The following is a 22978-nucleotide window of genomic DNA, read 5'->3' on the forward strand; positions in this document are numbered from 1 at the left end:
TTAGAAAGATATAAATTATGGCTAAGATTATTGAAATATGCGGAGTTCCTGGAGTTGGTAAGTCTACAATTTTTAGCGAATTGGAGAAAATTGAAAAGATCCATGGCCATTGGAGAACGAGCTCTAATTTGAAGCCGCTTGGAGATAAAAGCAGAAGCGAATTCTTAGGTAGCATATGTTCTGATATTTTAAAAGGTAAAAAGCCTAGAAATAAGAGAACTAAGATGCTAGAATCTAATCTAGATTATATTAAACGAATTTACAGAACCTTGAAATTAGGGAGAAAATTTGTGGATACTTACGTTTTAAAAGAAGCTGGGTTAAGATTTATACAGGAATATCCAGAATATATTGATGCATGCTGGCAAAATATTTATTATAAGCAGTCTAAAAGTGCTAATGGCTTAGATCTTAGGTTTGAAAAAGCAGAATTTATTTATCTAATCTTAAAAAAGATTCAGGTTTTAATGGAACTAAAATCTAACAGGATCATGCTTATAGACGAGGGGTTAATTAATTTGATTGATAGAGCTCTTTACGAAAGTAGTATTGAAATTAGTGAGGAATCTGAAATAAAAAAACGTGTAGATACTATGCCTTGGCCAAGTGCAATTGTATATGTGCAAACAGATCTAGATGAAATAGCAAATAGAATCCTTGGCAGAAAAGATATTAGAGATATGCACAGGAATTTAGATAGAAATGAGCTGATGATGTTTACAGATAATGCGATGAAAAGAATTGAAATTGCTATTGAGCATCTTAAATCTTATGGGGTTCCTGTTTTAGATCTAGATTCATCACATTCTGTGCAAAGCAATACCCAACAAATTATAGACTTCGCTACACTGCTTGGTAAGAATGAATTGGAAGTTGTTAACAAAGAGATTTTAGCAATCTAAATTATGAAGGTTTCTATTATTATACCAACTTTTAAGGACTGGGATAGGTTGAATTTGTGTTTGCAAGCATTGCAGCATCAAACCTATTCACATGATCTATTTGAGGTAATAGTAGTTAACAATGCACCAGAAGATCTAAAACCTAGAGATCTAGCAATTCCAGAAAATGGTACAGTAATAAATGAATTCAAACCAGGTTCTTATGCTGCCAGAAATGCAGCGCTTGCCATTTGCAAAGGGAGCATTGTTGGTTTTACAGATTCAGATTGTGTTCCAGACAAAAATTGGATTAGAAACGCAGTCGAGTACTTTAAAGAACATCCTGAAACGGAGAGAATTGGGGGTGCTATTCAAATATTTTATAAAGAGCGTAGACCTTCCAAGGTAGAATTGTATGATAAGATATTTGCATTTCCACAGAAAGCTTATGTGCAATCTGGTAACGCTGTAACTGCAAATATGTTCACTTATACAGAATCTTTTAATAAGATTGGATTATTTGATAGTAATCTGCTTTCCGGAGGCGATTACCAGTGGGGAAAAAGAGCGTATTTAGCAGGCTCTAAGATCGATTATGTACCAAATGTTTTGGTAAAACATCCTGCAAGACCTTCTGTAAAAGAATTAGTTATTAAAGCTAAAAGAGTAGGGAAGGGGCAGGCAAAATTTAGTAAGAACAAATCTAATGAGTCTTTTGGTTTACTAAAATTGCTATCACTTTTTAAACCTAGACTCTGGGAGATTAAGATGATCTTCCAGAAAGAGCATAATATTGGACTGGTAAATAAACTATATCTGGTTTTTTTAAGGCATTATATAGTTTTGGTTGGAGATCTCTCTAGAATACGCAACTAAATATTTTCAATAAACCCATCAATTTTTTATGTGCATTTAGTAAGGTATATCATAAAACCTACGTACAGTATATACTCCGCCCACAAACCATAGTTAAATTTTTAATAGTGTAAAATTTAAACTTATGAGAATAGCATTGTGTTCCAAAGGTAATTTCTCCTTAGAAAAAGGTTTTACCAAGAATAGAATAGAACTCGCAGAAAGCTTAGAGAAATTAGGTTGGGAAACTACGTTGGTTGATAAGCAATTGTTAGGCATTCCCAACTCTGAAAGATATAATCCTGAAAAGCATAGCAATGCTTTAAAAGATTATTTAATAAAAAATATAGACCATTATGATGTTGTGCTCTATGAATATGACACCTTGCCTTTTAGAAGAGGTTTGTTTGATAAACATACTTTAATGATAGCTCGTCCTGCAATTCTTGCATATCATTTTGACCTTATACCTTTTAGGTACGATCTTAAATCTAAGATCTCCAACTTTATTAGGAGCTGTAAACTATGTTTCGGTAAAGAGAGAAATGTTCTAAAAGAAGAATTACGCAAAGTAGATTATTGTTTAAGACAGGCAGATATTATACAGGTTCAAAATAAGAAAGATCAGGCCTTATTGGTTTCTAAAGGATTTGCTGAAAAGCGAATTATTATAGTTCCAAATGGAATTCCTTTAGGCAAGATAGGGGCATTTAACAGAAATTCTTTTGATCTGCATACCCCGTTCATTGTAGCATATGTTGGGACTTTCGATTTTAGAAAAGGTGCCATGGATTTCCCTAAAATTTTTAAGCAGCTAAGAAAAGAGTTTCCAGATGTAAAGTTGAAACTTCTTGGAACTCAGGGAATGTTTCAAACTACAGAAGAGGTTTTAAATTTCTTTCCGAAGAAATATCATGCTGCAATAGATGTGTTACCAAAGTTTAAAGCAGACGAATTACCTATGTTACTAAAAGACTGTCATATAGGTATTTTCCCGTCGTATTTGGAAAGCTTTGGTTTTGGAGCTTTGGAAATGATGTGTGCCGGGTTGCCAGTTGTTGCTTATGATATTCCGGGTCCGTCTGATTTTGTTCCTAAAGAGATGTTGGCACCCCGAGGTGATGTTAGAACCTTTTCTAATATAGCAATTAGCACCCTGAAAGATTCGCATCTACTTTATAAAAGATCTCATGAAGCCAGAGAGATCGTTCTAAATAAATATTGTTGGGATGATATTGCCAGAAAGGTGGATGCTCAATATAAATTTTATCTAAATCAGCTTCAGGAAAAGCCTGAAGTAAGAGAACCTTCATTTGAATTAAAAGGGTTTCAAAATAATTGAATTAAGTACTAAATCTGTTCTAAGATGACTCCGCTAGTTTCTATAATAATTCCTGTTTTTAATGCTGAAAATTATATAAAAGCAACCATAGAAAGCTGCCTTCAGCAATCTTATACCAATTTGGAGATCATTTTAGTTAACGATGGAAGTAGCGATAGTTCTGAGGTGATCATTGAAAGTTTTAAAGATCATCGAATTCAATATTATGCTTTACAAAATAATGGGCCTTGTTACGCTAGAAATTTTGGTATCGAGAAAGCAGATGGAGCGTTATATCAGTTTTTGGATGCAGACGATATTTTAGGGGAAGATAAACTTCAAAAACAAGTAGCCCAATATTTAGAATACGGTGAGAACTATGTTTATAGTGGTGTTATGGGGAATATTATCGAGAATCAAAAAGCGTTGGAAACAGATTTTGAATTCTATTATACTCATTTAAAGGTAGCGTCCTATTTTAGAGCTATGTTCTCCAATTTCGGTAAATATTATACCACAGGAATTTGGCTTGTTCCTAAAAAGTTGATAGAAAAGACTCATGGCTGGGATCAAGGCGTACTTCTTAATAATGATGGTGAATACTTCAGTCGGCTTATTTTGTTATCTCAAGGGGTGATTTTTTGTCCTGGATCTATTTTTTACTACAGGAGAGATGTCCCTCAAAGTATAAGTAAAAAATTCAATTCAAAAAAGATATATGAGAGCTGGCTGTATTCTTATAGATGCTACGTAGAATCTTTTAAAAAGGCATTAGATGAGGACACCGCGAGGGAATTAAGTAGAAAAGCATTAAGTGTTTATTACTGCAACTCCTATCCTAATTACCCAGAATTACTAGCACAGTGTAAAGCAGATATTAAAGAGTTAGGATTTAAGGAGCCTTACGCTTATGGTGGTGTATTCTTTAAACAGCTATCTAAGGTAATTGGTACAGAACAAGCTTTAAAAATAAGAACCTTCAAGAATTCTGGTAAACAGCTCCTAACCAGCTTAAATAGTTAATATGAGCATACTTTTTATATGTGGATGTTTGGAAACAGGAAAAGATGGAGTAGGAGATTATACCCAGATTTTAGCCCGTGAACTTTACCTAAAGAACATAGAGGTTTCAATAATGAGTTATAATGATGCTTTTGTAAAAGGCGCTACTTTCAGGGAAGATGGTGTATTGAATATTTTAAGGCTAGGCATTGATCTGTCTGCTGAGAAAAAAATAGAATTGGCCAAGCAATTTGTAAATGCTAATAATCCAGATCTTATAAGCTTACAATTTGTTCCATATGCATATCATCAGAAAGGGTTACCCTGGAGATTAGGATTAGAGCTTTCGAAAATAGGTAAGAAATTTTCATGGCATATTATGTTTCATGAATTGTGGGTGGAAGAAAAAGAATTTAAGAATCTGGTCATTGCAAAAATTCAAGAGGCCATCATAAAAAGATTGGTCACTCTGCTGGATCCCGTTTTGGTTCATACCAGTATCCCAGTTTATCAAAAGAGATTAGAGACTATTGGCATAGCTGCTATGCCATTGCCAATATATTCTAATATTAAGGTGGATGCCAATCAGAAGCATCAAGACCTTAATACGTTTATGATCACATTTTTTAGTCAGTTATCTCCTCGCAAGGAGATTTTAAGTTTTTTAAAAATGTTGATAGCTAGTTTAAAACGAGAAAAGATCAGCTTTAAAATATTGATCGTTGGAGGAACAACAAAGGCCAAGCAAGAATTAGAAAAACAACTAAAGGAAATTCCACAGATCTCAAATAAGATCGAACAGATTGGTTTTTTACAGGATCATGAATTATCTAAGGTCATTGCTTCTACTGCTTTAGGAATAAGTCCGGTACCTAGACATTTACTTGGTAAGAGTGGTAGTGTAGCAACATTTTTATCTCACGGTATTCCAGTAGCCGCTCCCTATGTGAAAATGGGACATAATGTAGATGAGGTTGGTTTTTTTAATACCAAGATGAGTAAGGTATTAGTTATTGAACCAGCGCCAAAAAACATTTTTATGGCAACTCAAAAGGCTAGAACGTTGTCTAAAATATATTCTAGAAGTGCTATTGCTGAAGTCTTCATAGAAGATTTGATGCTAATTTCCAACATTCAGGAGATCAACTTGAATTTGATCACCTAACTCTAAAATTTCATGAAAATTCTAATTCTTACAGATAGATTCTACCCAGATATAGGTGGTATTGAAATGAATTCTGAAATTCTAGCAAATTATCTCTATGATTCTGGCTGTGAGATTAAAATTATGACCTGGTCTAAAAGCTCTTCTAAGAACGAGTTTCCGTACACCATTGTAAGAGAGCCAAACAAGATTAGAATGTTTAAGGAACATAAGTGGGCAGATCTAGTATTTGAAAATAACCCATGTTTAAAATTATCTTGGCCATTGATCCTTTTTAGAAAGCCACATCTTATTGCACTTCATACCTGGATTCAGCGTCTAGATGGCAAGATTTCTATACAAGACAAGGTTAAAAACATCTGGTTGAAAAAAGCAAAAGCTGTTATTGCTGTGAGTAAAGCTCTAAGAAATGGCACTTTTGAGGAAGCTCTTGTAATTGAGAATTCTTACAAAGAAGACCTTTTTAAAAGAATTCCGGAAATTCCAAAGATCAAGGATTTTGTATTTCTAGGCAGACTGGTCTCAGATAAGGGAGCAGATATGGCGATTGAACTTATAGCGAGATTAAAAGAAAACGACTCGAGCTTAGGAAGAGCTACATTTAAAAATTTGACCATTATAGGGGATGGTCCGGAAATGAATGTGCTAAAAGATGTGGTGAAGACAACTCATTTAGAGGACAATGTTTTTTTTGAGGGAGCGCTTAGTGGAGAAGAATTAGTAAAAAAATTGAATGAACATAAATATATCCTTATTCCTTCTCGTTGGAAAGAGCCATTTGGAATTGTTGCATTAGAAGGAATTGCTTGTGGTTGTTTACCTATTGTATCTAATGAAGGTGGCCTACCCGAAGCAATTGGTAATACGGGAATTGTTTTCGAAAGAAATAATTTTGAATCATTATATAATAATGTGCAGGATCTATTAAAAAATCCATTGATGGAAAAGATTCTGAGAAGTTATTTTAAATCGCATTTAGAAGAACATACCTCAAAACAAGTTTCTGAGAAATATTTAAAGATCATTGAAAGTATTGTGAACAGTTATGAAAGAAACTAGACTAATAGTATCTCATCCTACAGGGAATGCGAATGTAAGAGCATTAATCTTTTCTTTGGCAGAAAATGGATTATTACATCATTTCTATACCAGCATAGCTTTTTTTGAATCTAGTTTTGTCTATAGATTTTTAAATTTTAAACTGTTATCAGAGTTAAAAAAAAGAACATTTCCTGCAAATATTAGAAACCTGACATCTAATAGACCAACTAAGGAAATTTTAAGACTTGTTCTTCAAAAGCTTAATCATACAAAATATACACATCATGAAACGGGTCTGTTTTGTATTGATAAGGTTTATAAAGATCTAGATAAATATGTTGCCAGAAATATCAATAAAGAAACCATTGTTTATTCTTTTGAAGATGGAGCTTTAGAGAATTTTAGAATAGCTAAAACTAAAGGTGTGGATTGTTTTTACGACCTGCCTATTGGATATTGGAGAGCTATGCGTGATCTTTTGGAGGAGGAAAGAATTAAAAACCCAGAGTGGGCCAGCACTATGGAAACCTTTAAAGATTCTGAAGTAAAATTGCTAAAAAAGGATAAAGAGATAGCGCTCGCAGATCACATATTTGTGGCGAGTTCATTTACCAAGAAAACCTTAGAATTCTATCCAGGTATAACGCCTGAAATTTCAGTGATACCCTATGGGTTTCCTCCAGTATTTGAACAAAGGAAATACCAACCACTTAGAAATAGAAAACTTAAAATTTTATTTGTAGGCGGATTATCCCAAAGAAAAGGAATTTCCTATCTGTTTGAAGCCATGAAAGTTTTGAAGGAAAGGGTTTCATTAACAGTAGTAGGTAAAGAACCAGTTAAGAATTGCAAAATTCTCTATAAGAATCTCGAAGAACATCAATGGATTTCTGCGCTTTCTCATGCAGAGATATTAGAAACTATGCGCAATAATGATGTTTTGATTTTCCCATCCCTTTTTGAAGGTTTTGGGTTGGTTATTACCGAAGCTATGTCTCAGGGAACTCCAGTTATTACTACGAACAGAACTTGTGGAGCAGATCTAATTTCTAATGAAATAGATGGGTGGATAATTTCTCCGGGTTCTACTACTGCTATTGTAGAGAAGATAAATGAGATCCTGGAAGATCCTTTATCTTTAGAAAATGTTGGTAAAATGGCTATGGTAAAAGCAAGAACAAGACCATGGAAAGTATATGGTGAAGAAATGGTAGTAGCTATAAAATCTTATGTAAATAATAAAACTGAGAATAATTGAATGATGAAACAATTACAATAGTTAAAAAAGCTATTTGGCTCTACTTCTGGCTTCTTATCTTTGAAGGAGCTTTAAGAAAATGGGTTTTGCCCGGACTGGCAGAGCCATTACTAATAATAAGAGACCCTTTAGCAATTTATATCATTTTTAAGGTTGCTCAAAAAAATATATGGCGTCCAAATAACTACGTGAAATTTATTTGGGGTATCACCATCCTGTCGCTAATATTTACGTTGTATGTAGGCCATGGAAATTTGATTGTAGCCTTTTATGGGATGAGAATTACCATGATACATTTTCCTTTATTATTCGTTATAGGCCATGTTTTTAATAGAGATGATGTTTTAAAAATGGGTAAGGTCATTTTATATCTTTGTATAGGAATGACTGTTCTTGTGGCTATACAATTTTTTAGTCCGCAGTCTGCTTGGGTAAATAGAGGAGTAGGTGGAGATATGGCTGGGTCTGGGTTTGGTGCAGTTCGAGATTTTTATAGAGTTCCTGGAACATTCTCATTTACAAACGGACTTGCGCTCTTTTACGGACTTTCTTCAGCCTTTATTTTTTACTTTCTAATTGGTGAGAATAAAGAGCAAGTATCAAAACTACTTCTAGCCTTTGCTGCAATTTCTTTAGTGATAGCCATTCCTTTAAGTATAAGTAGAACCATCCTTTTGCAGACTGTTTTAAGCTTAATATTTCTATTCTTAAGTTCTGGAAAAAGTTCTCAGCTCATTAAAAAATTTGTTGCTATAATCTTTGCCGCAGCTATTTTGCTGATAGGTCTTAACAAATTTAATTTTTTTCAAACAGCTAGTTCTGTATTTTCAGAGCGTATTGAGATTGCCAGCAAAACTGAAGGAGGTATTGAGGGTACTATAGTAGATAGATTACTTGGTGGAATGTACAGTGCTGTGGCAGATCCAGAAAATTCTTATCTGGGATTGGGATTAGGATTAGGAAGTAAGGTGGCTTCTAAATTGCTTACCGGTGGGACTGCTGCTTATTTGTTGCCGGAGGGTGAGTGGGGAAGGATTATTGGAGAAATGGGACTTTTACTAGGCTTATTACTTATTCTAACCCGAATTGGCCTAGTGTTAGAATTCTTTAAAGGATCCTGGGTTTCTATAGGGAATTCTAATGTATTACCATGGTTGCTTTTAAGTTTTGGGGCTATCACCATTTTACAAGGTCAATGGTCTCAGCCTACAGCGCTGGGTTTTAGTATATTAATTGGAGGTTTAATTTTAGCAGCATTTAAACAACCTGAGACCACGTGAATATCATATTCTTAACACATCCAAAATTTTCTAATATAAGAAGTATTGCTCTCTACACTCAAATGATTGCTAATGGGATGGAGGAGAGAAAACATTCTGTACAAGTTTATTCGCCAACAGCATATTTAAGTGTAATATCAAATAATCCTAAAATTAAGAAATGGCTTGGGTATGTAGATCAATATTTAATATTCAGAATTCTATTTGAACAAAAAATAAAGAAGTTTCCAAAAGACTCACTTTATGTCATTTGTGATCAGGCACTAGGAATATGGGCTACTTTGATATCGAAAAAGCCGCACGTAATTCACTGTCATGACTTTCTTGCACAAAGATCTGCTCTCGGAAAAATTTCAGAAAACAAGGTTGGAAGTTCTGGAAAATTATATCAGAAATTAATAAGGAAAGGTTATTCCAAGGCAAATAATTTTATATCTATTTCAAAAAAGACACGTGCAGATCTCCATGAATTTTTACCAAAAGAGCCCATTTTTTCTGAAGTGGTTTATAATGGGTTAAATCAAAACTTTGAACCCGGAAATGTAATGGGAGTAAGAGAATATTTAGAAGATCTTTTAAAAATAAACTTAATGCAGGGATTTGTGCTACATGTAGGAGGAAATCAATTTTATAAAAATAGAACGGGAGTTCTTCAAATTTATATTGCTTGGAGAGAAATGCAAGAAAAAGAATTGCCTCTAATTATGATAGGTTCAGAACCAACAGATACTCTCAAATTTACAGCTCATAAATCTCGGTTCTCTAAGGATATCCATTTTATATCAGAAGTTTCAAATAAAATACTAAAGAAGTTTTATCAAGGGGCTAGTCTTTTGTTGTTTCCTTCATTAGAAGAAGGTTTTGGTTGGCCGATAGCAGAAGCAATGGCCAGTGGATGCCCGGTAATAACTACTAACAAAGAGCCTATGAGTGAAGTGGGAGGTACTTCCTGCTATTATTTATCCAGACAACCAATAAACGATACTACAAAAAAAATGATGTGGTATAAAGAGGGTGCAAAGATTTTAGATGAGGTTTTAAGCCTTACAGTTGAAGCTCGAGAGAATTTAATTGTCTCTGGATTAGAAAATTCCAGGAGATTTAACTCAGAAAAAGCTTTAGATAAGATTGAAGAATGTTATAAGGAGGTATTAAAGAAATACACCGCCGGTGTTTAGATCAAAGTTTTGTAAAATAACAGGACATGAAGGTAATACAATATGTAAGTTCTATAGATCATAATTCAGGAGGAACTGCAGTTTATATCAAACTTTTGGCAGATCAGATGAAGCATGCCTTAGATCTAACTGTTCTTACAGGAAAATCTTTGAATCCGATATTACTTACAGACGTTAAGACCGTTTTTATCGATTTTAATTTAGGACGATGGTTTAAGATTAAAAAGGAGTTTATATCTATTCTAAGAAATATCAAACCAGATCTTGTTCATATAAATGGAATATGGGAACCTCAAAATTGGTTGTTACAGATAATAGCACAACGAATGGGGATTAAGGTCTTACTTTCTCCTCATGGCATGCTCGAACCTTATATTCTTAAAAGGAATCCACTAAAGAAGAAGATAGCAATGATGCTCTATCAGAATAATGCACTACTAAAAGCTAATTATTTACATGCTACTGCAATTTCAGAAATGGAACAGTTTAAAAAATTAGGGTATAATCTTCCTATAGAGGTAATTCCAAATGGTATTGATATGGCGGATATAAAATTCACTGAAAAAGTAGCAGCAAAACCTACACATAAGAATATTTTGTTTTTATCCCGAATTCATCCTAAAAAAGGGATTGAGCTGTTAATTGAGGCAGTTTATAAGTTGAAAGATAAAAATGTGAAAGTTATCATTGCTGGAGAGGGAGAGCAAAAGTATATAGATGAATTAGTTGCGCTTATTTTAGAAAAGAAACTTAACGAGCAGATCATTTTTTTGGGAGGTGTTTACGGAGAAGATAAATGGGATCTATTCAATCAGGCAGATCTATTTGTTTTACCAACTTATAGCGAGAATTTTGGGTTAGTGGTAATTGAAGCTTTAGCAGTTGGAGTACCTGTAATTACTACAACTGGAACACCGTGGAAGGAACTAGATACCTATAACTGTGGCTGGTGGATAGAATTATCTATTCAAAATCTTACCAATGCCATAGAAGAAGCATTCTTAAAAACATCTACAGAACTAAAAGAAATGGGAGAGCGAGGGAAAGCTCTGGTAGAAAGAAAATATGATATTAGAGCTGTTTCCAATCAAACATTTGAATTGTATCATACTATCGTTCAAAATTAAAGAATATAGACCATGAAAGAAGCACTTGTAGTTAATTTAGCAGCATACGATTTTAGCTTTAGTATTTCCAATAAGCTATGTAGATTATTATGGAATTGCACTTATTGGATCTTTGTAAGGCCATTCAATCTTAGCATCTTTAGAGAGTACAGAACGTTGATATTAAAATTGTTTGGAGCTAAAATTGGTAAGAATGCACATATTTATGCAAGCGCTAGAATTTGGGCTCCCTGGAATTTAGAAATTGGTGAACATTCTATATTGGGGCCTAAGGTAGATTGTTACAATCAAGGAAAGATTATCATTGGAGATCATACCGTAATTTCACAAAAAAGTTACCTCTGTGCGTCTTCCCATGATTATAAGATCTATAATTTTCCCTTAATTTTGAAACCTATTACTATTGAGGACCAGGTTTGGATAGCTGCAGATGCATTTATAGGTCCTGGAGTTAAAATAAGTCAGGGAAGTGTTATTGCTGCAAGATCTTCAGTATTTACAAATATAGATCCATGGGTAGTTGCAGGTGGTAATCCTGCAAATTATATAAAAGACAGGGTCATGAAAATTTAAAAATTTTTAGAAATAGTATTCAGCAGTGTAAGGTAATTAGTACATTTTTATATAAATGATTAAAAACCATTTAAACATATAATTATTTTAATAAAAGTGACCTATAAATTTTGATTTAAAGTTAAATATATGTTATATTTATAATAAGTCTGAAAAGTTTTATTAAGATCAGATTTAATCCTCCCCTCAGTATTTTTATACGTTCAATTACTCCAAAATTAAGTTCCCAAATAGTTGTCCCTTATAATTCATAGTTTTCATGGCAGTCCTATTTTATGGATTGTAATAGCTAGAATTGGTGCTTATTGCCTACTTACATAGAAGAGAAGTTCTGTTTAGCTTTAAGCTTAATCAGAAATAAATAGCTATGGTTCTAATTTATTGTGTAATAATTAAAACCAAGTAGTTCAATGAAAAATTCAGCGTTATTTACATCCTTAGCAACCCTACTGCATTTAGTTATTATAGACGGAGTTTTTATTCTGTTTAGAGAAAATCCTGCTGCCAATTATATGGTAGTAATTAGTTACAATATTATTTGGCTTATAGCTGCTCTTCTGGTTTGGAATCAGTCTTATGCTGCCAGTAATTCTAATGCTAACGATTGATATCAAGATTTAAAAAAGCAACATATGAAAATATCAATCATAACCATTGTATATAATAGAGCTCATTGTATTGAAGATTGCATAAAATCTGTTTTGAGCCAGACCTATTCTAATGTAGAGTATCTAGTAATAGATGGTGGATCTACAGATGGCACTGCTAAGATCATAGAAAAATATGCAGATAAAATAGATTATTATATTTCAGAAAAGGATGAAGGTATTTTTGATGCGCTTAACAAAGGCATTAAGAATGCCACCGGAGAAGTTATTGGCATCCTAAATTCTGATGATTTTTTTTATTCTGAACAAACTTTGAGTCAGATAATTGAAGCTTTTCAATACTCCGGAGCAGAACTGGTTTATGCAAAAGGTCTTTTTGTAAGTGAAACAGATATAACCAAGATAAAACGAATATATCCCTCCAATTCTTTTAAAAAGGTCTTTTTAAACTTTGGATGGATCCCTTTGCACACAACGATCTTTGTAAAGAAAGAAGTTTTTGAAAATTATGGATGTTATAATGATGGCTATAGAATTGCTAGTGATTATGAGATCTCTTTACGCTGGTTCAAAAATGACGAGATCTCGAAATTTTATTTGAATGAATGGGTGGTGAAAATGCGACTTGGAGGCTTGAGTACATCTGCAAAATTTCAATTGAGAAAATCTAGAGAAGATCTCCGTATTATATCAAAGTATAAACTGTCAGGAATATTCACTTTAAGCTTTAAAATAGCTCGAAAGATCCCACACTATATCATTCCCCAGATAATGGGTAATAAGTTTATTACCTCTTAATTATTTATACCTAATCCATAATGAAAGTTAGCGTGTATGAAGGGTTCTTATTTCATAGTTCCATTTTCTGTAACAGCTCATTTAATAACTATAAACTTTACTCTGTATCTTTTTACACCAGATACTTATTTAAATGTTCTTGCTATTATAGGGTATAATGTTGCATGGCTATTAACGGCCGTGGGGCTTAATTTCTATAATGTAGAAAGAAAAGAACGGTTTATTACCAAATTCCATAAATTTTTAAGGCATTATCTAATATTTAGCCTTGCATATTTTGCACTTTTTGCACTTTTAAAAATTTCCTTCTCTGTAAAATATCAATTGTTCGTTCTAGCTTTTCTTTTATTCTTATTGGTGTTCTATAGATGGTTTTTCTTTTCTGTAAGAAGATTATATAGAATTGATGGAGGTAATTTCATAAACGTGGTGGTTATAGGCAATGATAGAAATATTCAAAGTATTCAGGCAATTTTTAATGAGCCAGATTTTGGATATAGATACAAAGGTTTTTTCCACAACAACCATTATAAAGACGCTCAGTATTTGGGAGCTATAGAAAATTCATTTGAATATATTATTAAAAATAACATTGAAGAAGTTTACTGCTTGGTCTCTCAGGTGTCTAAAAAGGAGCTTCAAGAATTAATTTCTTTTGCAGATAACAATTTAAAAAAGCTAAAGCTCATTCCAGATAACAAAGGAATATTTACCAGAGCAATGCATGCTGAATTATTTGGAAATCTGCCAGTGCTCAATTTAAGAGGTACGCCACTAGAGAAAAATTATGCAAAATATGGGAAAAGAGCATTCGATATTGTTTTTTCTTCTTTGGTTATCATCTTTATTATCTCCTGGTTAACCCCATTATTATATATAGTTACAAGATTAGAATCTAGAGACCCTTTATTTTTTAAGCAAATTAGACATGGCTATAATAAAAGGTCATTTTGGTGCTATAAATATAGATCTATGGTAAGGAATAGAGATGCTCATCTAAAAATGTGTAAAAAGAATGATTCTAGAATTACCAGAATTGGTAGGGTGCTAAGGCAAACTAGCATAGATGAACTGCCTCAATTCTTCAACGTACTTAGAGGAGATATGAGTGTAGTGGGACCTAGGCCACATATGGAAACTCATTCTTTAGAATATTCTCACTCTGTAGATAAATATTTAGTAAGACATTTTGTAAAACCCGGTATTACTGGTTTAGCCCAAATTAAGGGATATAGAGGAGAGATCTCAAAACCCTCTGATATTATAAACAGGACGAGATTTGACATTTTTTATTTAGAGAGATGGTCGTTCTGGTTGGATTGTAAGATTATCTACTACACTATAGGAAATGCACTTAAAGGTGAAGAAAAAGCTTATTAATAACAAATGTAAAAAGCAATACTAACAAATATATATAAATATGAAAGCCTCCCGATGTATTACTCGTATCATAATTTTTTTATTAGCCAGTTTTATAGTGACTTCCTGTGTTTCTCCCAAAGAGATGACTTATTTCCAGGATCCTGAGAAAGTAAATAGTAGAATAGATTTTAATTTAGACGATAATTTAAAGATCAAACCTGGAGATCTTTTAACCATCCGTGTCTCTGCAACAGAGCAGGAAGCCGCACAACCTTTTAACCTTACAAAATCTGTGGTATCTTCTGATAGATTACCCGGCTCTGTACAGTTAGAAACCTACATGGTTTCTAATACTGGAACTATAGAATTTCCAATAATAGGTACCATTAAGGTTGATGGTATGACCAATTTTCAACTTTCAGATAAGATAAAATCAGATATAAGCATTTACGTAAGGGATGCTATTGTTAATGTGAGAATTCTAAACTTTAAGATTAGTGTACTAGGAGAAGTAAAAAATCCTGGCACGTTCACTATTGAAGATGATCATATTAATCTCGCACAAGCTTTAGGTATGGCAGGAGATCTTACCATCTATGGAAATAGAAAGAATGTCTTAATAATGAGAGAAGAAAATGGAGAAAAGATTAATGAATACCTAGATCTCACAGATGCAAGAATTGTTACATCACAATATTACAATTTAAGACAACGCGATGTTATATATGTAGAGCCAAAGTTCTCTAAAGTTCAATCTGCAAGTAGTTTAGGCCTAGCTTCCAGATATCTTTCTATAGCTTCGGTTATTATTTCATTGGTGATTCTCCTTACTAAATAGTAGGTCATGGTATCTATAAAAAATACTTCTAAATCGAGTGGTTCTAAAAAGGTATCGCTACGAGATGAGATAGGTAAATTTCTGAAATACTGGCCCTGGTTTCTTATTTGTGTTATGGTAACAGTAGGAGCTGGCTATACATATATAAGATATACAACCCCTATCTATAGCGCCTCGGCAACTATTATTATAAATGAAGAGAATGCCAACGGTTCTGGTTCTGAAATGTCTGCTTATGAAAATCTGGGTTTTATAAGTGGTCTAAGTACCAATAGTTTAGAGAAAGAATTAGCTATTCTAAGATCTAGAAGATTGATGAAAGATGTGGTAAAAACTCTTAATATTCATATTAGGTATTTCATGGAAGGGAATATTAGAGAGATTGAAGTTTATAAAAATCATCCTTTTAATTTAAAAGTGCTAAAATTTGATGACGATAAATTAAAAAGTCTGGGAGGTGCTAAATATGCTTTTAGGCCTATTAAGGATTCCTATTTTTCGGTTAGGAATCTTAAGAACGAAAAATCGTTTATAGCCAAAGCAGGAGTACCTTTTTCTTTAGACTTTGCAGAGGTAGTATTAGTAACCAATTCCAATTTTAAAGAGCTTCCGGAGATAACTATTAAGTTTAGCAATATAGAGAAGGAAGCTATAAAGTACCGAAATAAGGTTCAGCTTATTCAAGGTGGTAAGAGCTCTAATGTTATTGAGTTAGCATTACAAGATCCTGTAAAACAAAAGGCAAAAGAAATAATAGATCAATTAATTTATGAATTTAATAGGGATGCTATAGACGATAAAAATCTAATAGCCAGAAATACTGCTAGTTTTATAAATGATAGATTAGACATTATTAATGCAGAACTAGAATCTGTAGAAACTGGGAAAGAAGAATTTAAGGAAGATAACAGGTTAACAGATATTAATGCAGAATCTCAGATGTTCATACAAAATGCGAGTGAATACAATAGAAAATTACAAGAAGTAGGTACGCAAATGGAACTTTCTCAGGCAGTACTGGAATATATTTCTTCCAGCTCCGGATCAGACCTTTTGCCCGCAAATTTAGGTATACAGGAAGGTGGTATCAACCAGCAGATAAATGAATATAATGATCTGATCTTAGAACGGAATAGAATTCTGGTAAGTTCTACCAACGAGAATCCTGTGGTTGTTAGATTAAACAATACACTTAGGCAGATAAAAGGAAATATTGTTCAGGGATTACAAGGTATGAGAACAAATCTTCAGATTTCGCAAGGAGAAATGAAACGGCAGGCTTATAGTATAGGTTCCCGGATCATGGCGGTTCCTTCACAAGAAAGAGAGTATAGAGGAATAGAGCGTCAGCAGAATATTAAGGAAGCTTTATACCTATTTCTATTACAAAAAAGAGAAGAGAATTCTTTGGCCTTAGCAATCACTGCTCCTAAAGCAAAGATCGTAGACCAGGCTTACAGTGCCGGTAATAGAATATATCCTGTGCCTAGAAATATTTTATTAGGAAGTATTATTCTAGGTTTATTCGTTCCTTTTTCAATCATATATTTGAAAGATATTCTGGATAATAAAGTGAGAAATAGAAAAGATCTTGAACTTTTAGAAAGTAATATTCCGTTTGTGGGAGAAATTCCTAAAGTGAGAGCTAAAGAACATTTCACAATTCAGCAGAATGATAGATCTGTGCTTGCGGAGTCTTTTAGAATCCTGGTAACCAATATGCAATTTCTATTATCTAAGGCAGCATATAAAGATAAAGGTGCAGTGATCTTTGTAACCTCTACTATTAAAGGAGAAGGGAAAACCTTTACATCAATTAATTTAGGCATCACTTATGCCAATAAGGGAAAGAAGGTGCTTATTTTGGGAGGAGATCTTAGAAGTCCGAAACTTCAACCTTTTAAGCCAAAGGACAGTCAGAAACTAGGGGTTAGCGATTATATCTCGAATGAGAAATTAGACCTTAAAGATCTAATTGGCAACTCTATATTTTCGGAGCATTTAGATATTTTATCTTCTGGGAGCATTCCGCCAAATCCTTCAGAATTGCTTGGCTCCAAAAGGATGGAAGTTCTAATTAGCGAGATTCAACTTAAATATGATTATATTATTGTAGATACTGCTCCTGCTATGTTAGTAGCAGATACGTTTTCTCTTAATAAGTACGCAGATGTAATACTTTATGTAGTGAGAGCCGGATTTACAAATAAGAATTTAATTGAATTTGTTTCTGATGCAAACGAGGCTGGAACATTGGATAATCTGGGGTTTGTGCTTAACAATGTAGATATTACAAATCTTGGATATGGTAATAAATACGGTTATGGCTACGGTGATGGCAATAAGAAGAATATTAAAATTAAGTCTTAAATGCAATCCACAACCTTAAGATACTGTAAAGTAAGCGAAATTGGTATTGGATTTTGCCTTCTTATGAGCTTTATATTTATACATTCTTCGTGCACTTCACAAGTAAAAGGTGATAACACTACTGCGCAAATCATAACAGAAAAAACAGATTATGATACCGATGATCCGGCGATATGGTTTAATAAAAAAGATTCTTCTAAGAGTATAATTTTTGGTACCGATAAAAATTCTGATGGAGCAGTTTATGCTTTCGATCTCGATGGGAAAATAATAAAAGATAAGGTTCTTAAAGGTTTAGCGTACCCAAATAATATTGATATAGAATATGCTGTTGCTACAATTAATGATGTTCTCGTAGATATTCTAGTTGTTTCAGAAAGAGATAAGCATCAAATAAGAATTTTCTCCGTTCCAGATATGAAACCTATAGATAACGGTGGGCTGAAGGTTTTTGAAAATGAAACTAAGAAATCTTTTAATTTACCCATGGGGATAGCCATTTATAAATCACCATTAGATGGAACGGTTTATATAATAATTAGTAGAAAAAATGGGCCTCAATATGATTATCTGTATCAATATAAATTGATTGCTCTTAAAGGAAATTTTAAAATTGAACTTGTAAGGAAGTTTGGGGAATTCAGCCAAAAAAAAGAAATAGAATCTATAGCGGTAGATGATGAGTTGGGCTTTATTTATTATTCTGATGAAACTTATGGCATTCGGAAGTATTATGCTGAACCAAATTTAGGAAATAAGGAGGTTGGAAGTTTTGGACATAAGATCTTTAAACGGGATAGTGAGGGGATTGCTATAATACCTAGAGATAAAGGATTGGGTTATATCATAGTTTCCAATCAACAAAATGATACATTTAGTGTTTTTACAAGAGATACTAATCAATATATAAAAGATATAGATTTAGGTACGAAACAGTCAGATGGATGCGAATTTTCTTCTTTAATAGGAAATAAAAATTTTGAGAAAGGTCTTTTTGTAGCTATGGACAATGATAAAACCTTTCATTTTATCAATTTGAATTTATATCAATTAGACTAAGTCTAAATACTAATATTAACTTACAAAAATGCGGTATAGAATTATGTTGTTACAGATTTTATACTTTCATTAATAGTGCTTTAACAGCAGATTGGGAGAGCTTCAGTCTTTAAAATGATAACTTTGAATTGCTAGAAAAATCAAACCTTTTTGGGTCTGAATTTGAAAAATGAATAAAAAAAAAGAAGTTATGTCAAAGAGTGAAAGTAAAGAATTAAAGACTATTAATCCTGCAACCGGAGAAAAGTTGAAAAACTATCCGATAATGACAGATAAGGAAGCAGATGATGCAGTAAAAAAATGTCATGAAGCATTTTTGGATTGGAGGTTGAAAACCCATGAAGAACGTGCTGAAGTTCTTAGAGGAATAGGAAAAAGTCTTATAGATCATCAAAAAGAATTGTCTGAACTTATGACATCAGAGATGGGAAAACTCGTTTCTCAAGGTGTAAGTGAAATTGAATTATGTAAAGGAATTTGTGATTGGACTGCAGATAATGGACCTGAAGAATTAAAAGATCTTCACCGTACGCTACCTAATGGCGGTAAAGGAATAATTTCTTATGCTCCATTAGGAGTAATTTATGGAATACAGCCTTGGAATTTCCCAACATATCAGGTAATGAGATATGCTATTGCTAATTTGATGACTGGAAATGGAATCTTATTGAAGCATGCTGAGAATGTTACCGGTTCTGCATTATTACTGGAGAAGATATTTGTAGCAGGCGGATTGCCAAAAGATCTTTTTACCGTTTTGAGAATTGATCACGATCAATCTGATGCTATTATAGAAAATGATCTTGTTAGAGGGGTTACGCTTACAGGAAGTTCTGCAGCAGGAAAAATTATTGGTAAGAAAGCGGGAGAAGCTCTGAAGAAAACAGTTTTAGAATTAGGTTCTAATGATGCATACATCGTTATGGATGATGCAGATATAGATCTAGCAGTTAAAACATGTGTTACTGGTAGAATCTACAATAATGGAGAAACCTGTGTAGCAGCCAAAAGATTCGTTGTAGTAGATAAAGTATACGACAAATTTAAGGAAGGATTTGTAAAGGCAATGAGTAACATCAAGCATGGAGATCCTACGAAAGAAGAGACAGAGCTTGGACCAATTGCTAGAGAAGATCTTAGGGATACTTTACATGAGCAAGTAGAAAAAAGTGTTAAGAATGGTGCAGAGATATTGTGTGGTGGAGAAATGCCTGAAGGTAAAGGTTTCTATTATCCAGCAACAGTACTTGGGAATGTTAAACCTGGACAGCCTGCATATGATGATGAACTTTTTGGACCGGTAGCATCTTTAATAAAAGCGAAAGATAACGAAGACGCGCTAAGAATTGCCAATGATAGTAGATTTGGTCTTGGTGGTGGAATTTTTTCCAAAGACGAGGACAAAGCAATTGAGCTAGCAAGTAAATATTTTGATACTGGAATGATCTTTATTAACTCATTTGGAGTGGCACAACCAAATATGCCATTTGGAGGAACTAAAAACTCTGGGTATGGTAAAGAGCATGGTGGATTTGGAATGCATGAATTTATTAATGCAAAAGCTATAATGAGCTTAAATTCATAAGAGCAAGAATTATTTTTTGAGAAAAAGGTTGAGGTATCTCCTCAGCCTTTTTTTTATTTTAATACGTTATTTATCAAATTTATGACAATCAAAATCCCATATTTCCTTTTATTTTTTATTCTGATGTTTTCATCTTGTGCGGTTAATAAAACTGAAGATGTATCTTATTTAAACAAGAAGGCAGCTAAAAGTTTTAAAGAGGAACCAAAGATGAATATCTTCAGTCCTAAAAAAGGAACCTCAAAAAAATTACCGGTTCTAATATTTGTGCATGGAGGGAATTGGAATAGTGGTAAAAAGGAGCTTTACAGTTTCTTTGGAAATAATTTCGCTAAAAAAGGAATCGTAACTGTTGTAGTTGGATATACGCTAAGTCCAGAGGCTAGTTATAAAGAAATGGCAATTGAAATAGCGCAAGCTATAAAATGGACTAAAAGTAATATTTCTGATTATAAAGGAGATCCTGAGAAGATATTTCTTACCGGACATTCTGCCGGTGGACATCTTGTTGCTTTGGCGGCATTAGATGGCCAATATGGTATTCAGGAAAAAGATATCTCCGGTATAATTTTAAATGATGCTGCAGGTTTGGATATGCATCATTATCTAGAGAATAATCCACCTACCACCACAGATAATTATTTAACAACGTGGACGAACGACCCTTTACAATGGAAGGACGCCTCCCCAATAAATTATTTGAGTGAATCAACACCGCCCATGCTTATTTACGTTGGAGATAAAACCTATGAGTCTATTAAGGTTGGAAATAAAAGGTTCTTAGAAAAACTTAAAGCATTTCAACCTAAGGTGGAGGTGAAATATATCAATAAAAAGCACATTCCTATGATGACTCAATATTTTTGGTCTTGGAATAATAGATATAAAGAAATTATTAATTTTATAAATAATAACTCTTAACTATTCTGCCTGCTTTTCTTTTTCCTCCTGTGCTTTCTTAAAAATAGCCTTTAATTTTTCTTTATGAGCTGCCTTCTCAATTCTAAGTTTATCTTTCTTTCGTTTTAAAAGTTTGGTGTGCTTAGCTTTATTAGCGGCGTTTTTTTCAACTCCTTTTTTAGGCATCTTAAGTAAAATTTAATGTATAGATCTTTGCAAAGATAGCTGAAAATTTTTCTACTATAGAATATTGCTGATCTCCAAGAACTTTAATGAACTATTAAGAAGGAGTGATTGAAAATTGTAGATTTTCAGGATCCTTTTCTATTATCAATATTAATTCATTCATAATTTGGTTATCGGCACATATTAATGTGAAGTGAAGTTTTAAATAAAGCATCTTAGCAGATATTACTAATTTCTAAACAATTTCATTAACTTGAAAATTACTGTCTTAACCTTTAATTAAATGGCTTTTAGCAACGAGAATAAACCTGTGTATTATCCACCCTTCGAGGAAAAATTAAATATTTTATCCCACGGTTTTGGATTTTTACTTAGTTTAATAGGTTTGGTGCTCTTGATCTTAAAAGCAATAGAGCTGGGAGAACCCTTGCATATTATTAGCTTTAGTATCTTTGGAGCGAGTATGATACTGTTGTATGCAGCCTCTACTTTCTATCATAGTGCTACATCATTAAAGCGTAGATATGTACTTAATATCATAGATCACGCTTGTATATATATACTTATTGCAGGCACATATACTCCTTTTGCTCTTATAACATTACAAGGTTGGATGGGATGGACTCTATTTTCGTTGGTATGGATCATGGCTTTAACCGGTATTATTCTGAAGCTATTTTTTATTGGTAGGTTCCAAACGTTCTCTACCATTATGTATGTGGTAATGGGATGGATTATAGTGGTGTTCCTGAAACCATTATTATCTTCACTTTCTTTATCTGGAGTAGTTCTTCTTTTCTTGGGTGGTGGTTTGTATACCGTTGGAGCTATACTTTTTAGTTTAGATAAGATAAAGTACAACCATGCCATCTTTCATTTATTTGTACTAGGAGGAACTTTCTGTCATTTTCTAGTTATTTATAATTACGTCTTACCAGAATAATTTTTATTATCATTATTTATATTATTGAATATTAATGTGATAAGTATCATAGGGTCTACATTATAAGTTCTTTATATTTATAATATACCTGTCTTTAATCAAATAATTTCATCTTTAGTATGCAGACATTCACTACAAGAAAAGTGGGAATTTGGATAGACCAGTCTAAGGCTTGTTTAATAGAGTTTAGGGATGGAAATGCCATATTTTTGGAGACAATTTCGTCTAATATTTTAAATAACAATAAATCAACTGTAGATTATAGTAGAATTAATAAAATTCAATTTTCATATGATCTCTGTGGTTTAAGATCATCAAGGATTAGTACGTCACACATTCCAAACCTTCAAAAGTATTTTAAAAAGCTACGTGAACAATTGATCAGCTTTGAAGATATATTAATTCTTGGACCGGGAGTGGTTAAGGATCAATTTTATAATGAACTGAAATTAGATCAGCAGTACCATGGTAAATTTATAGCGGTACAAAATAAAGGGAACTTTTCTGAGAAGCAACTTATCTTGTACATTAATGATTTCTTTAATCCTTAAAAAGTGTAATTTGCTGTTTTTTATTTTTCGAATAAATATTAGTAAAACCTCAATATTATATCCATTTAATTAGTACTTTTTAAGTAATTCCTAACTA

General features: G+C 33.0%; 22 protein-coding genes. 21 read left to right on the forward strand and 1 reads right to left on the reverse strand.

The window, feature by feature from the left end; translation table 11 throughout:
* The first annotated feature begins 17 nt into the window (after positions 1 to 17).
* The 19 genes from BLT84_RS09735 to BLT84_RS09825 all read left to right on the forward strand — a co-directional run bounded on the left by BLT84_RS09735 (position 18) and on the right by BLT84_RS09825 (position 21222).
* Positions 18 to 902 (forward strand): hypothetical protein, encoded by an 885-nt coding sequence (locus BLT84_RS09735; RefSeq protein ID WP_091265063.1) that lies wholly within the window; start codon positions 18 to 20, stop codon positions 900 to 902.
* 3 nt (positions 903 to 905) lie between these two features.
* The gene (locus BLT84_RS09740; protein WP_091265068.1) at positions 906 to 1757 is read left to right on the forward strand and encodes a glycosyltransferase; all 852 of its coding nucleotides are present in this window, start codon (positions 906 to 908) and stop codon (positions 1755 to 1757) included.
* A gap of 124 nt (positions 1758 to 1881) precedes the next feature.
* A complete protein-coding gene (locus BLT84_RS09745) occupies positions 1882 to 3078 on the forward strand; it encodes a glycosyltransferase family 4 protein (protein WP_091265070.1) in 1197 nt (398 codons plus the stop codon).
* A gap of 24 nt (positions 3079 to 3102) precedes the next feature.
* On the forward strand, positions 3103 to 4080 hold the full coding sequence (locus BLT84_RS09750) for a glycosyltransferase family 2 protein (protein WP_091265073.1): 978 nt from the start codon (positions 3103 to 3105) through the stop codon (positions 4078 to 4080).
* 1 nt (position 4081) lies between these two features.
* The gene (locus BLT84_RS09755) at positions 4082 to 5224 is read left to right on the forward strand and encodes a glycosyltransferase (protein WP_157717926.1); all 1143 of its coding nucleotides are present in this window, start codon (positions 4082 to 4084) and stop codon (positions 5222 to 5224) included.
* 12 nt (positions 5225 to 5236) lie between these two features.
* On the forward strand, positions 5237 to 6283 hold the full coding sequence (locus tag BLT84_RS09760; protein ID WP_091265079.1) for a glycosyltransferase family 4 protein: 1047 nt from the start codon (positions 5237 to 5239) through the stop codon (positions 6281 to 6283).
* A complete protein-coding gene (locus BLT84_RS09765) occupies positions 6270 to 7523 on the forward strand; it encodes a glycosyltransferase family 4 protein (protein WP_091265082.1) in 1254 nt (417 codons plus the stop codon). The genes BLT84_RS09760 and BLT84_RS09765 overlap by 14 nt, the downstream gene beginning before the upstream one ends.
* On the forward strand, positions 7520 to 8803 hold the full coding sequence (locus BLT84_RS09770; RefSeq protein WP_091265084.1) for a hypothetical protein: 1284 nt from the start codon (positions 7520 to 7522) through the stop codon (positions 8801 to 8803). The genes BLT84_RS09765 and BLT84_RS09770 overlap by 4 nt, the downstream gene beginning before the upstream one ends.
* Complete coding sequence (locus tag BLT84_RS09775) at positions 8800 to 9981, forward strand: glycosyltransferase (RefSeq protein ID WP_091265087.1); 1182 nt, start codon at positions 8800 to 8802, stop codon at positions 9979 to 9981. The genes BLT84_RS09770 and BLT84_RS09775 overlap by 4 nt, the downstream gene beginning before the upstream one ends.
* Positions 9982 to 10007: 26 nt before the next feature.
* A complete protein-coding gene (locus tag BLT84_RS09780) occupies positions 10008 to 11108 on the forward strand; it encodes a glycosyltransferase (RefSeq protein ID WP_091265094.1) in 1101 nt (366 codons plus the stop codon).
* A 12-nt stretch (positions 11109 to 11120) separates the two neighbouring features.
* Positions 11121 to 11681 (forward strand): putative colanic acid biosynthesis acetyltransferase, encoded by a 561-nt coding sequence (locus BLT84_RS09785; RefSeq protein ID WP_091265098.1) that lies wholly within the window; start codon positions 11121 to 11123, stop codon positions 11679 to 11681.
* Positions 11682 to 12091: 410 nt separating this feature from the next.
* Positions 12092 to 12289 (forward strand): hypothetical protein, encoded by a 198-nt coding sequence (locus tag BLT84_RS09790; protein ID WP_034890998.1) that lies wholly within the window; start codon positions 12092 to 12094, stop codon positions 12287 to 12289.
* Positions 12290 to 12313: 24 nt separating this feature from the next.
* Positions 12314 to 13087 carry a glycosyltransferase family 2 protein gene (locus tag BLT84_RS09795; protein ID WP_091265101.1) on the forward strand — a complete coding sequence of 258 codons (774 nt, stop codon included), beginning with the start codon at positions 12314 to 12316 and terminating at the stop codon, positions 13085 to 13087.
* A 36-nt stretch (positions 13088 to 13123) separates the two neighbouring features.
* Positions 13124 to 14467 carry an exopolysaccharide biosynthesis polyprenyl glycosylphosphotransferase gene (locus tag BLT84_RS09800; protein ID WP_091265105.1) on the forward strand — a complete coding sequence of 448 codons (1344 nt, stop codon included), beginning with the start codon at positions 13124 to 13126 and terminating at the stop codon, positions 14465 to 14467.
* 124 nt (positions 14468 to 14591) lie between these two features.
* Positions 14592 to 15287, forward strand: a complete 696-nt coding sequence (locus BLT84_RS09805) for a polysaccharide biosynthesis/export family protein (protein WP_051931231.1) — start codon at positions 14592 to 14594, stop codon at positions 15285 to 15287.
* A gap of 6 nt (positions 15288 to 15293) precedes the next feature.
* Positions 15294 to 17657, forward strand: coding sequence for a GumC family protein (locus tag BLT84_RS09810; RefSeq protein ID WP_091265108.1), 2364 nt, complete (start codon positions 15294 to 15296; stop codon positions 17655 to 17657).
* The gene (locus tag BLT84_RS09815) at positions 17658 to 18716 is read left to right on the forward strand and encodes a phytase (protein WP_231929283.1); all 1059 of its coding nucleotides are present in this window, start codon (positions 17658 to 17660) and stop codon (positions 18714 to 18716) included.
* 190 nt (positions 18717 to 18906) lie between these two features.
* Positions 18907 to 20301: an NAD-dependent succinate-semialdehyde dehydrogenase gene (locus BLT84_RS09820; protein WP_091268178.1), complete on the forward strand. Its 1395-nt coding sequence runs from the start codon at positions 18907 to 18909 to the stop codon at positions 20299 to 20301.
* A gap of 81 nt (positions 20302 to 20382) precedes the next feature.
* Positions 20383 to 21222 carry an alpha/beta hydrolase gene (locus tag BLT84_RS09825; RefSeq protein WP_091265112.1) on the forward strand — a complete coding sequence of 280 codons (840 nt, stop codon included), beginning with the start codon at positions 20383 to 20385 and terminating at the stop codon, positions 21220 to 21222.
* Here the strand turns inward: BLT84_RS09825 and BLT84_RS16160 are convergent, their stop codons facing one another.
* Positions 21223 to 21387, reverse strand: a complete 165-nt coding sequence (locus BLT84_RS16160) for a hypothetical protein (protein ID WP_172822450.1) — start codon at positions 21385 to 21387, stop codon at positions 21223 to 21225. It abuts the gene before it with no gap.
* A 283-nt stretch (positions 21388 to 21670) separates the two neighbouring features.
* Between BLT84_RS16160 and trhA the strand changes: the two genes are divergently transcribed.
* Together trhA and BLT84_RS09835 are read left to right on the forward strand one after the other, a co-directional pair.
* Complete coding sequence (gene trhA, locus BLT84_RS09830; RefSeq protein ID WP_091265115.1) at positions 21671 to 22330, forward strand: PAQR family membrane homeostasis protein TrhA; 660 nt, start codon at positions 21671 to 21673, stop codon at positions 22328 to 22330.
* A gap of 119 nt (positions 22331 to 22449) precedes the next feature.
* The gene (locus BLT84_RS09835) at positions 22450 to 22881 is read left to right on the forward strand and encodes a hypothetical protein (protein ID WP_091265117.1); all 432 of its coding nucleotides are present in this window, start codon (positions 22450 to 22452) and stop codon (positions 22879 to 22881) included.
* The last annotated feature ends 97 nt before the right edge of the window (positions 22882 to 22978 follow it).

The sequence above is a fragment of the Gillisia sp. Hel1_33_143 genome, from assembly GCF_900104765.1.
Classification (GTDB): domain Bacteria; phylum Bacteroidota; class Bacteroidia; order Flavobacteriales; family Flavobacteriaceae; genus Gillisia.

What these genes read in the sequence shown, in the direction of transcription:
- BLT84_RS09735 (WP_091265063.1), top strand. Translation starts at nt 18, where the DNA reads ATGGCTAAGATTATTGAAATATGCGGAGTTCCTGGAGTTGGTAAGTCT.
- BLT84_RS09740 (WP_091265068.1), top strand. Translation starts at nt 906, where the DNA reads ATGAAGGTTTCTATTATTATACCAACTTTTAAGGACTGGGATAGGTTG.
- BLT84_RS09745 (WP_091265070.1), top strand. Translation starts at nt 1,882, where the DNA reads ATGAGAATAGCATTGTGTTCCAAAGGTAATTTCTCCTTAGAAAAAGGT.
- BLT84_RS09750 (WP_091265073.1), top strand. Translation starts at nt 3,103, where the DNA reads ATGACTCCGCTAGTTTCTATAATAATTCCTGTTTTTAATGCTGAAAAT.
- BLT84_RS09755 (WP_157717926.1), top strand. Translation starts at nt 4,082, where the DNA reads ATGAGCATACTTTTTATATGTGGATGTTTGGAAACAGGAAAAGATGGA.
- BLT84_RS09760 (WP_091265079.1), top strand. Translation starts at nt 5,237, where the DNA reads ATGAAAATTCTAATTCTTACAGATAGATTCTACCCAGATATAGGTGGT.
- BLT84_RS09765 (WP_091265082.1), top strand. Translation starts at nt 6,270, where the DNA reads ATGAAAGAAACTAGACTAATAGTATCTCATCCTACAGGGAATGCGAAT.
- BLT84_RS09780 (WP_091265094.1), top strand. Translation starts at nt 10,008, where the DNA reads ATGAAGGTAATACAATATGTAAGTTCTATAGATCATAATTCAGGAGGA.
- BLT84_RS09785 (WP_091265098.1), top strand. Translation starts at nt 11,121, where the DNA reads ATGAAAGAAGCACTTGTAGTTAATTTAGCAGCATACGATTTTAGCTTT.
- BLT84_RS09790 (WP_034890998.1), top strand. Translation starts at nt 12,092, where the DNA reads ATGAAAAATTCAGCGTTATTTACATCCTTAGCAACCCTACTGCATTTA.
- BLT84_RS09795 (WP_091265101.1), top strand. Translation starts at nt 12,314, where the DNA reads ATGAAAATATCAATCATAACCATTGTATATAATAGAGCTCATTGTATT.
- BLT84_RS09800 (WP_091265105.1), top strand. Translation starts at nt 13,124, where the DNA reads ATGAAGGGTTCTTATTTCATAGTTCCATTTTCTGTAACAGCTCATTTA.
- BLT84_RS09805 (WP_051931231.1), top strand. Translation starts at nt 14,592, where the DNA reads ATGACTTATTTCCAGGATCCTGAGAAAGTAAATAGTAGAATAGATTTT.
- BLT84_RS09810 (WP_091265108.1), top strand. Translation starts at nt 15,294, where the DNA reads ATGGTATCTATAAAAAATACTTCTAAATCGAGTGGTTCTAAAAAGGTA.
- BLT84_RS09815 (WP_231929283.1), top strand. Translation starts at nt 17,658, where the DNA reads ATGCAATCCACAACCTTAAGATACTGTAAAGTAAGCGAAATTGGTATT.
- BLT84_RS09820 (WP_091268178.1), top strand. Translation starts at nt 18,907, where the DNA reads ATGTCAAAGAGTGAAAGTAAAGAATTAAAGACTATTAATCCTGCAACC.
- BLT84_RS09825 (WP_091265112.1), top strand. Translation starts at nt 20,383, where the DNA reads ATGACAATCAAAATCCCATATTTCCTTTTATTTTTTATTCTGATGTTT.
- BLT84_RS16160 (WP_172822450.1), bottom strand. Translation starts at nt 21,387, where the DNA reads ATGCCTAAAAAAGGAGTTGAAAAAAACGCCGCTAATAAAGCTAAGCAC.
- trhA (WP_091265115.1), top strand. Translation starts at nt 21,671, where the DNA reads ATGGCTTTTAGCAACGAGAATAAACCTGTGTATTATCCACCCTTCGAG.
- BLT84_RS09835 (WP_091265117.1), top strand. Translation starts at nt 22,450, where the DNA reads ATGCAGACATTCACTACAAGAAAAGTGGGAATTTGGATAGACCAGTCT.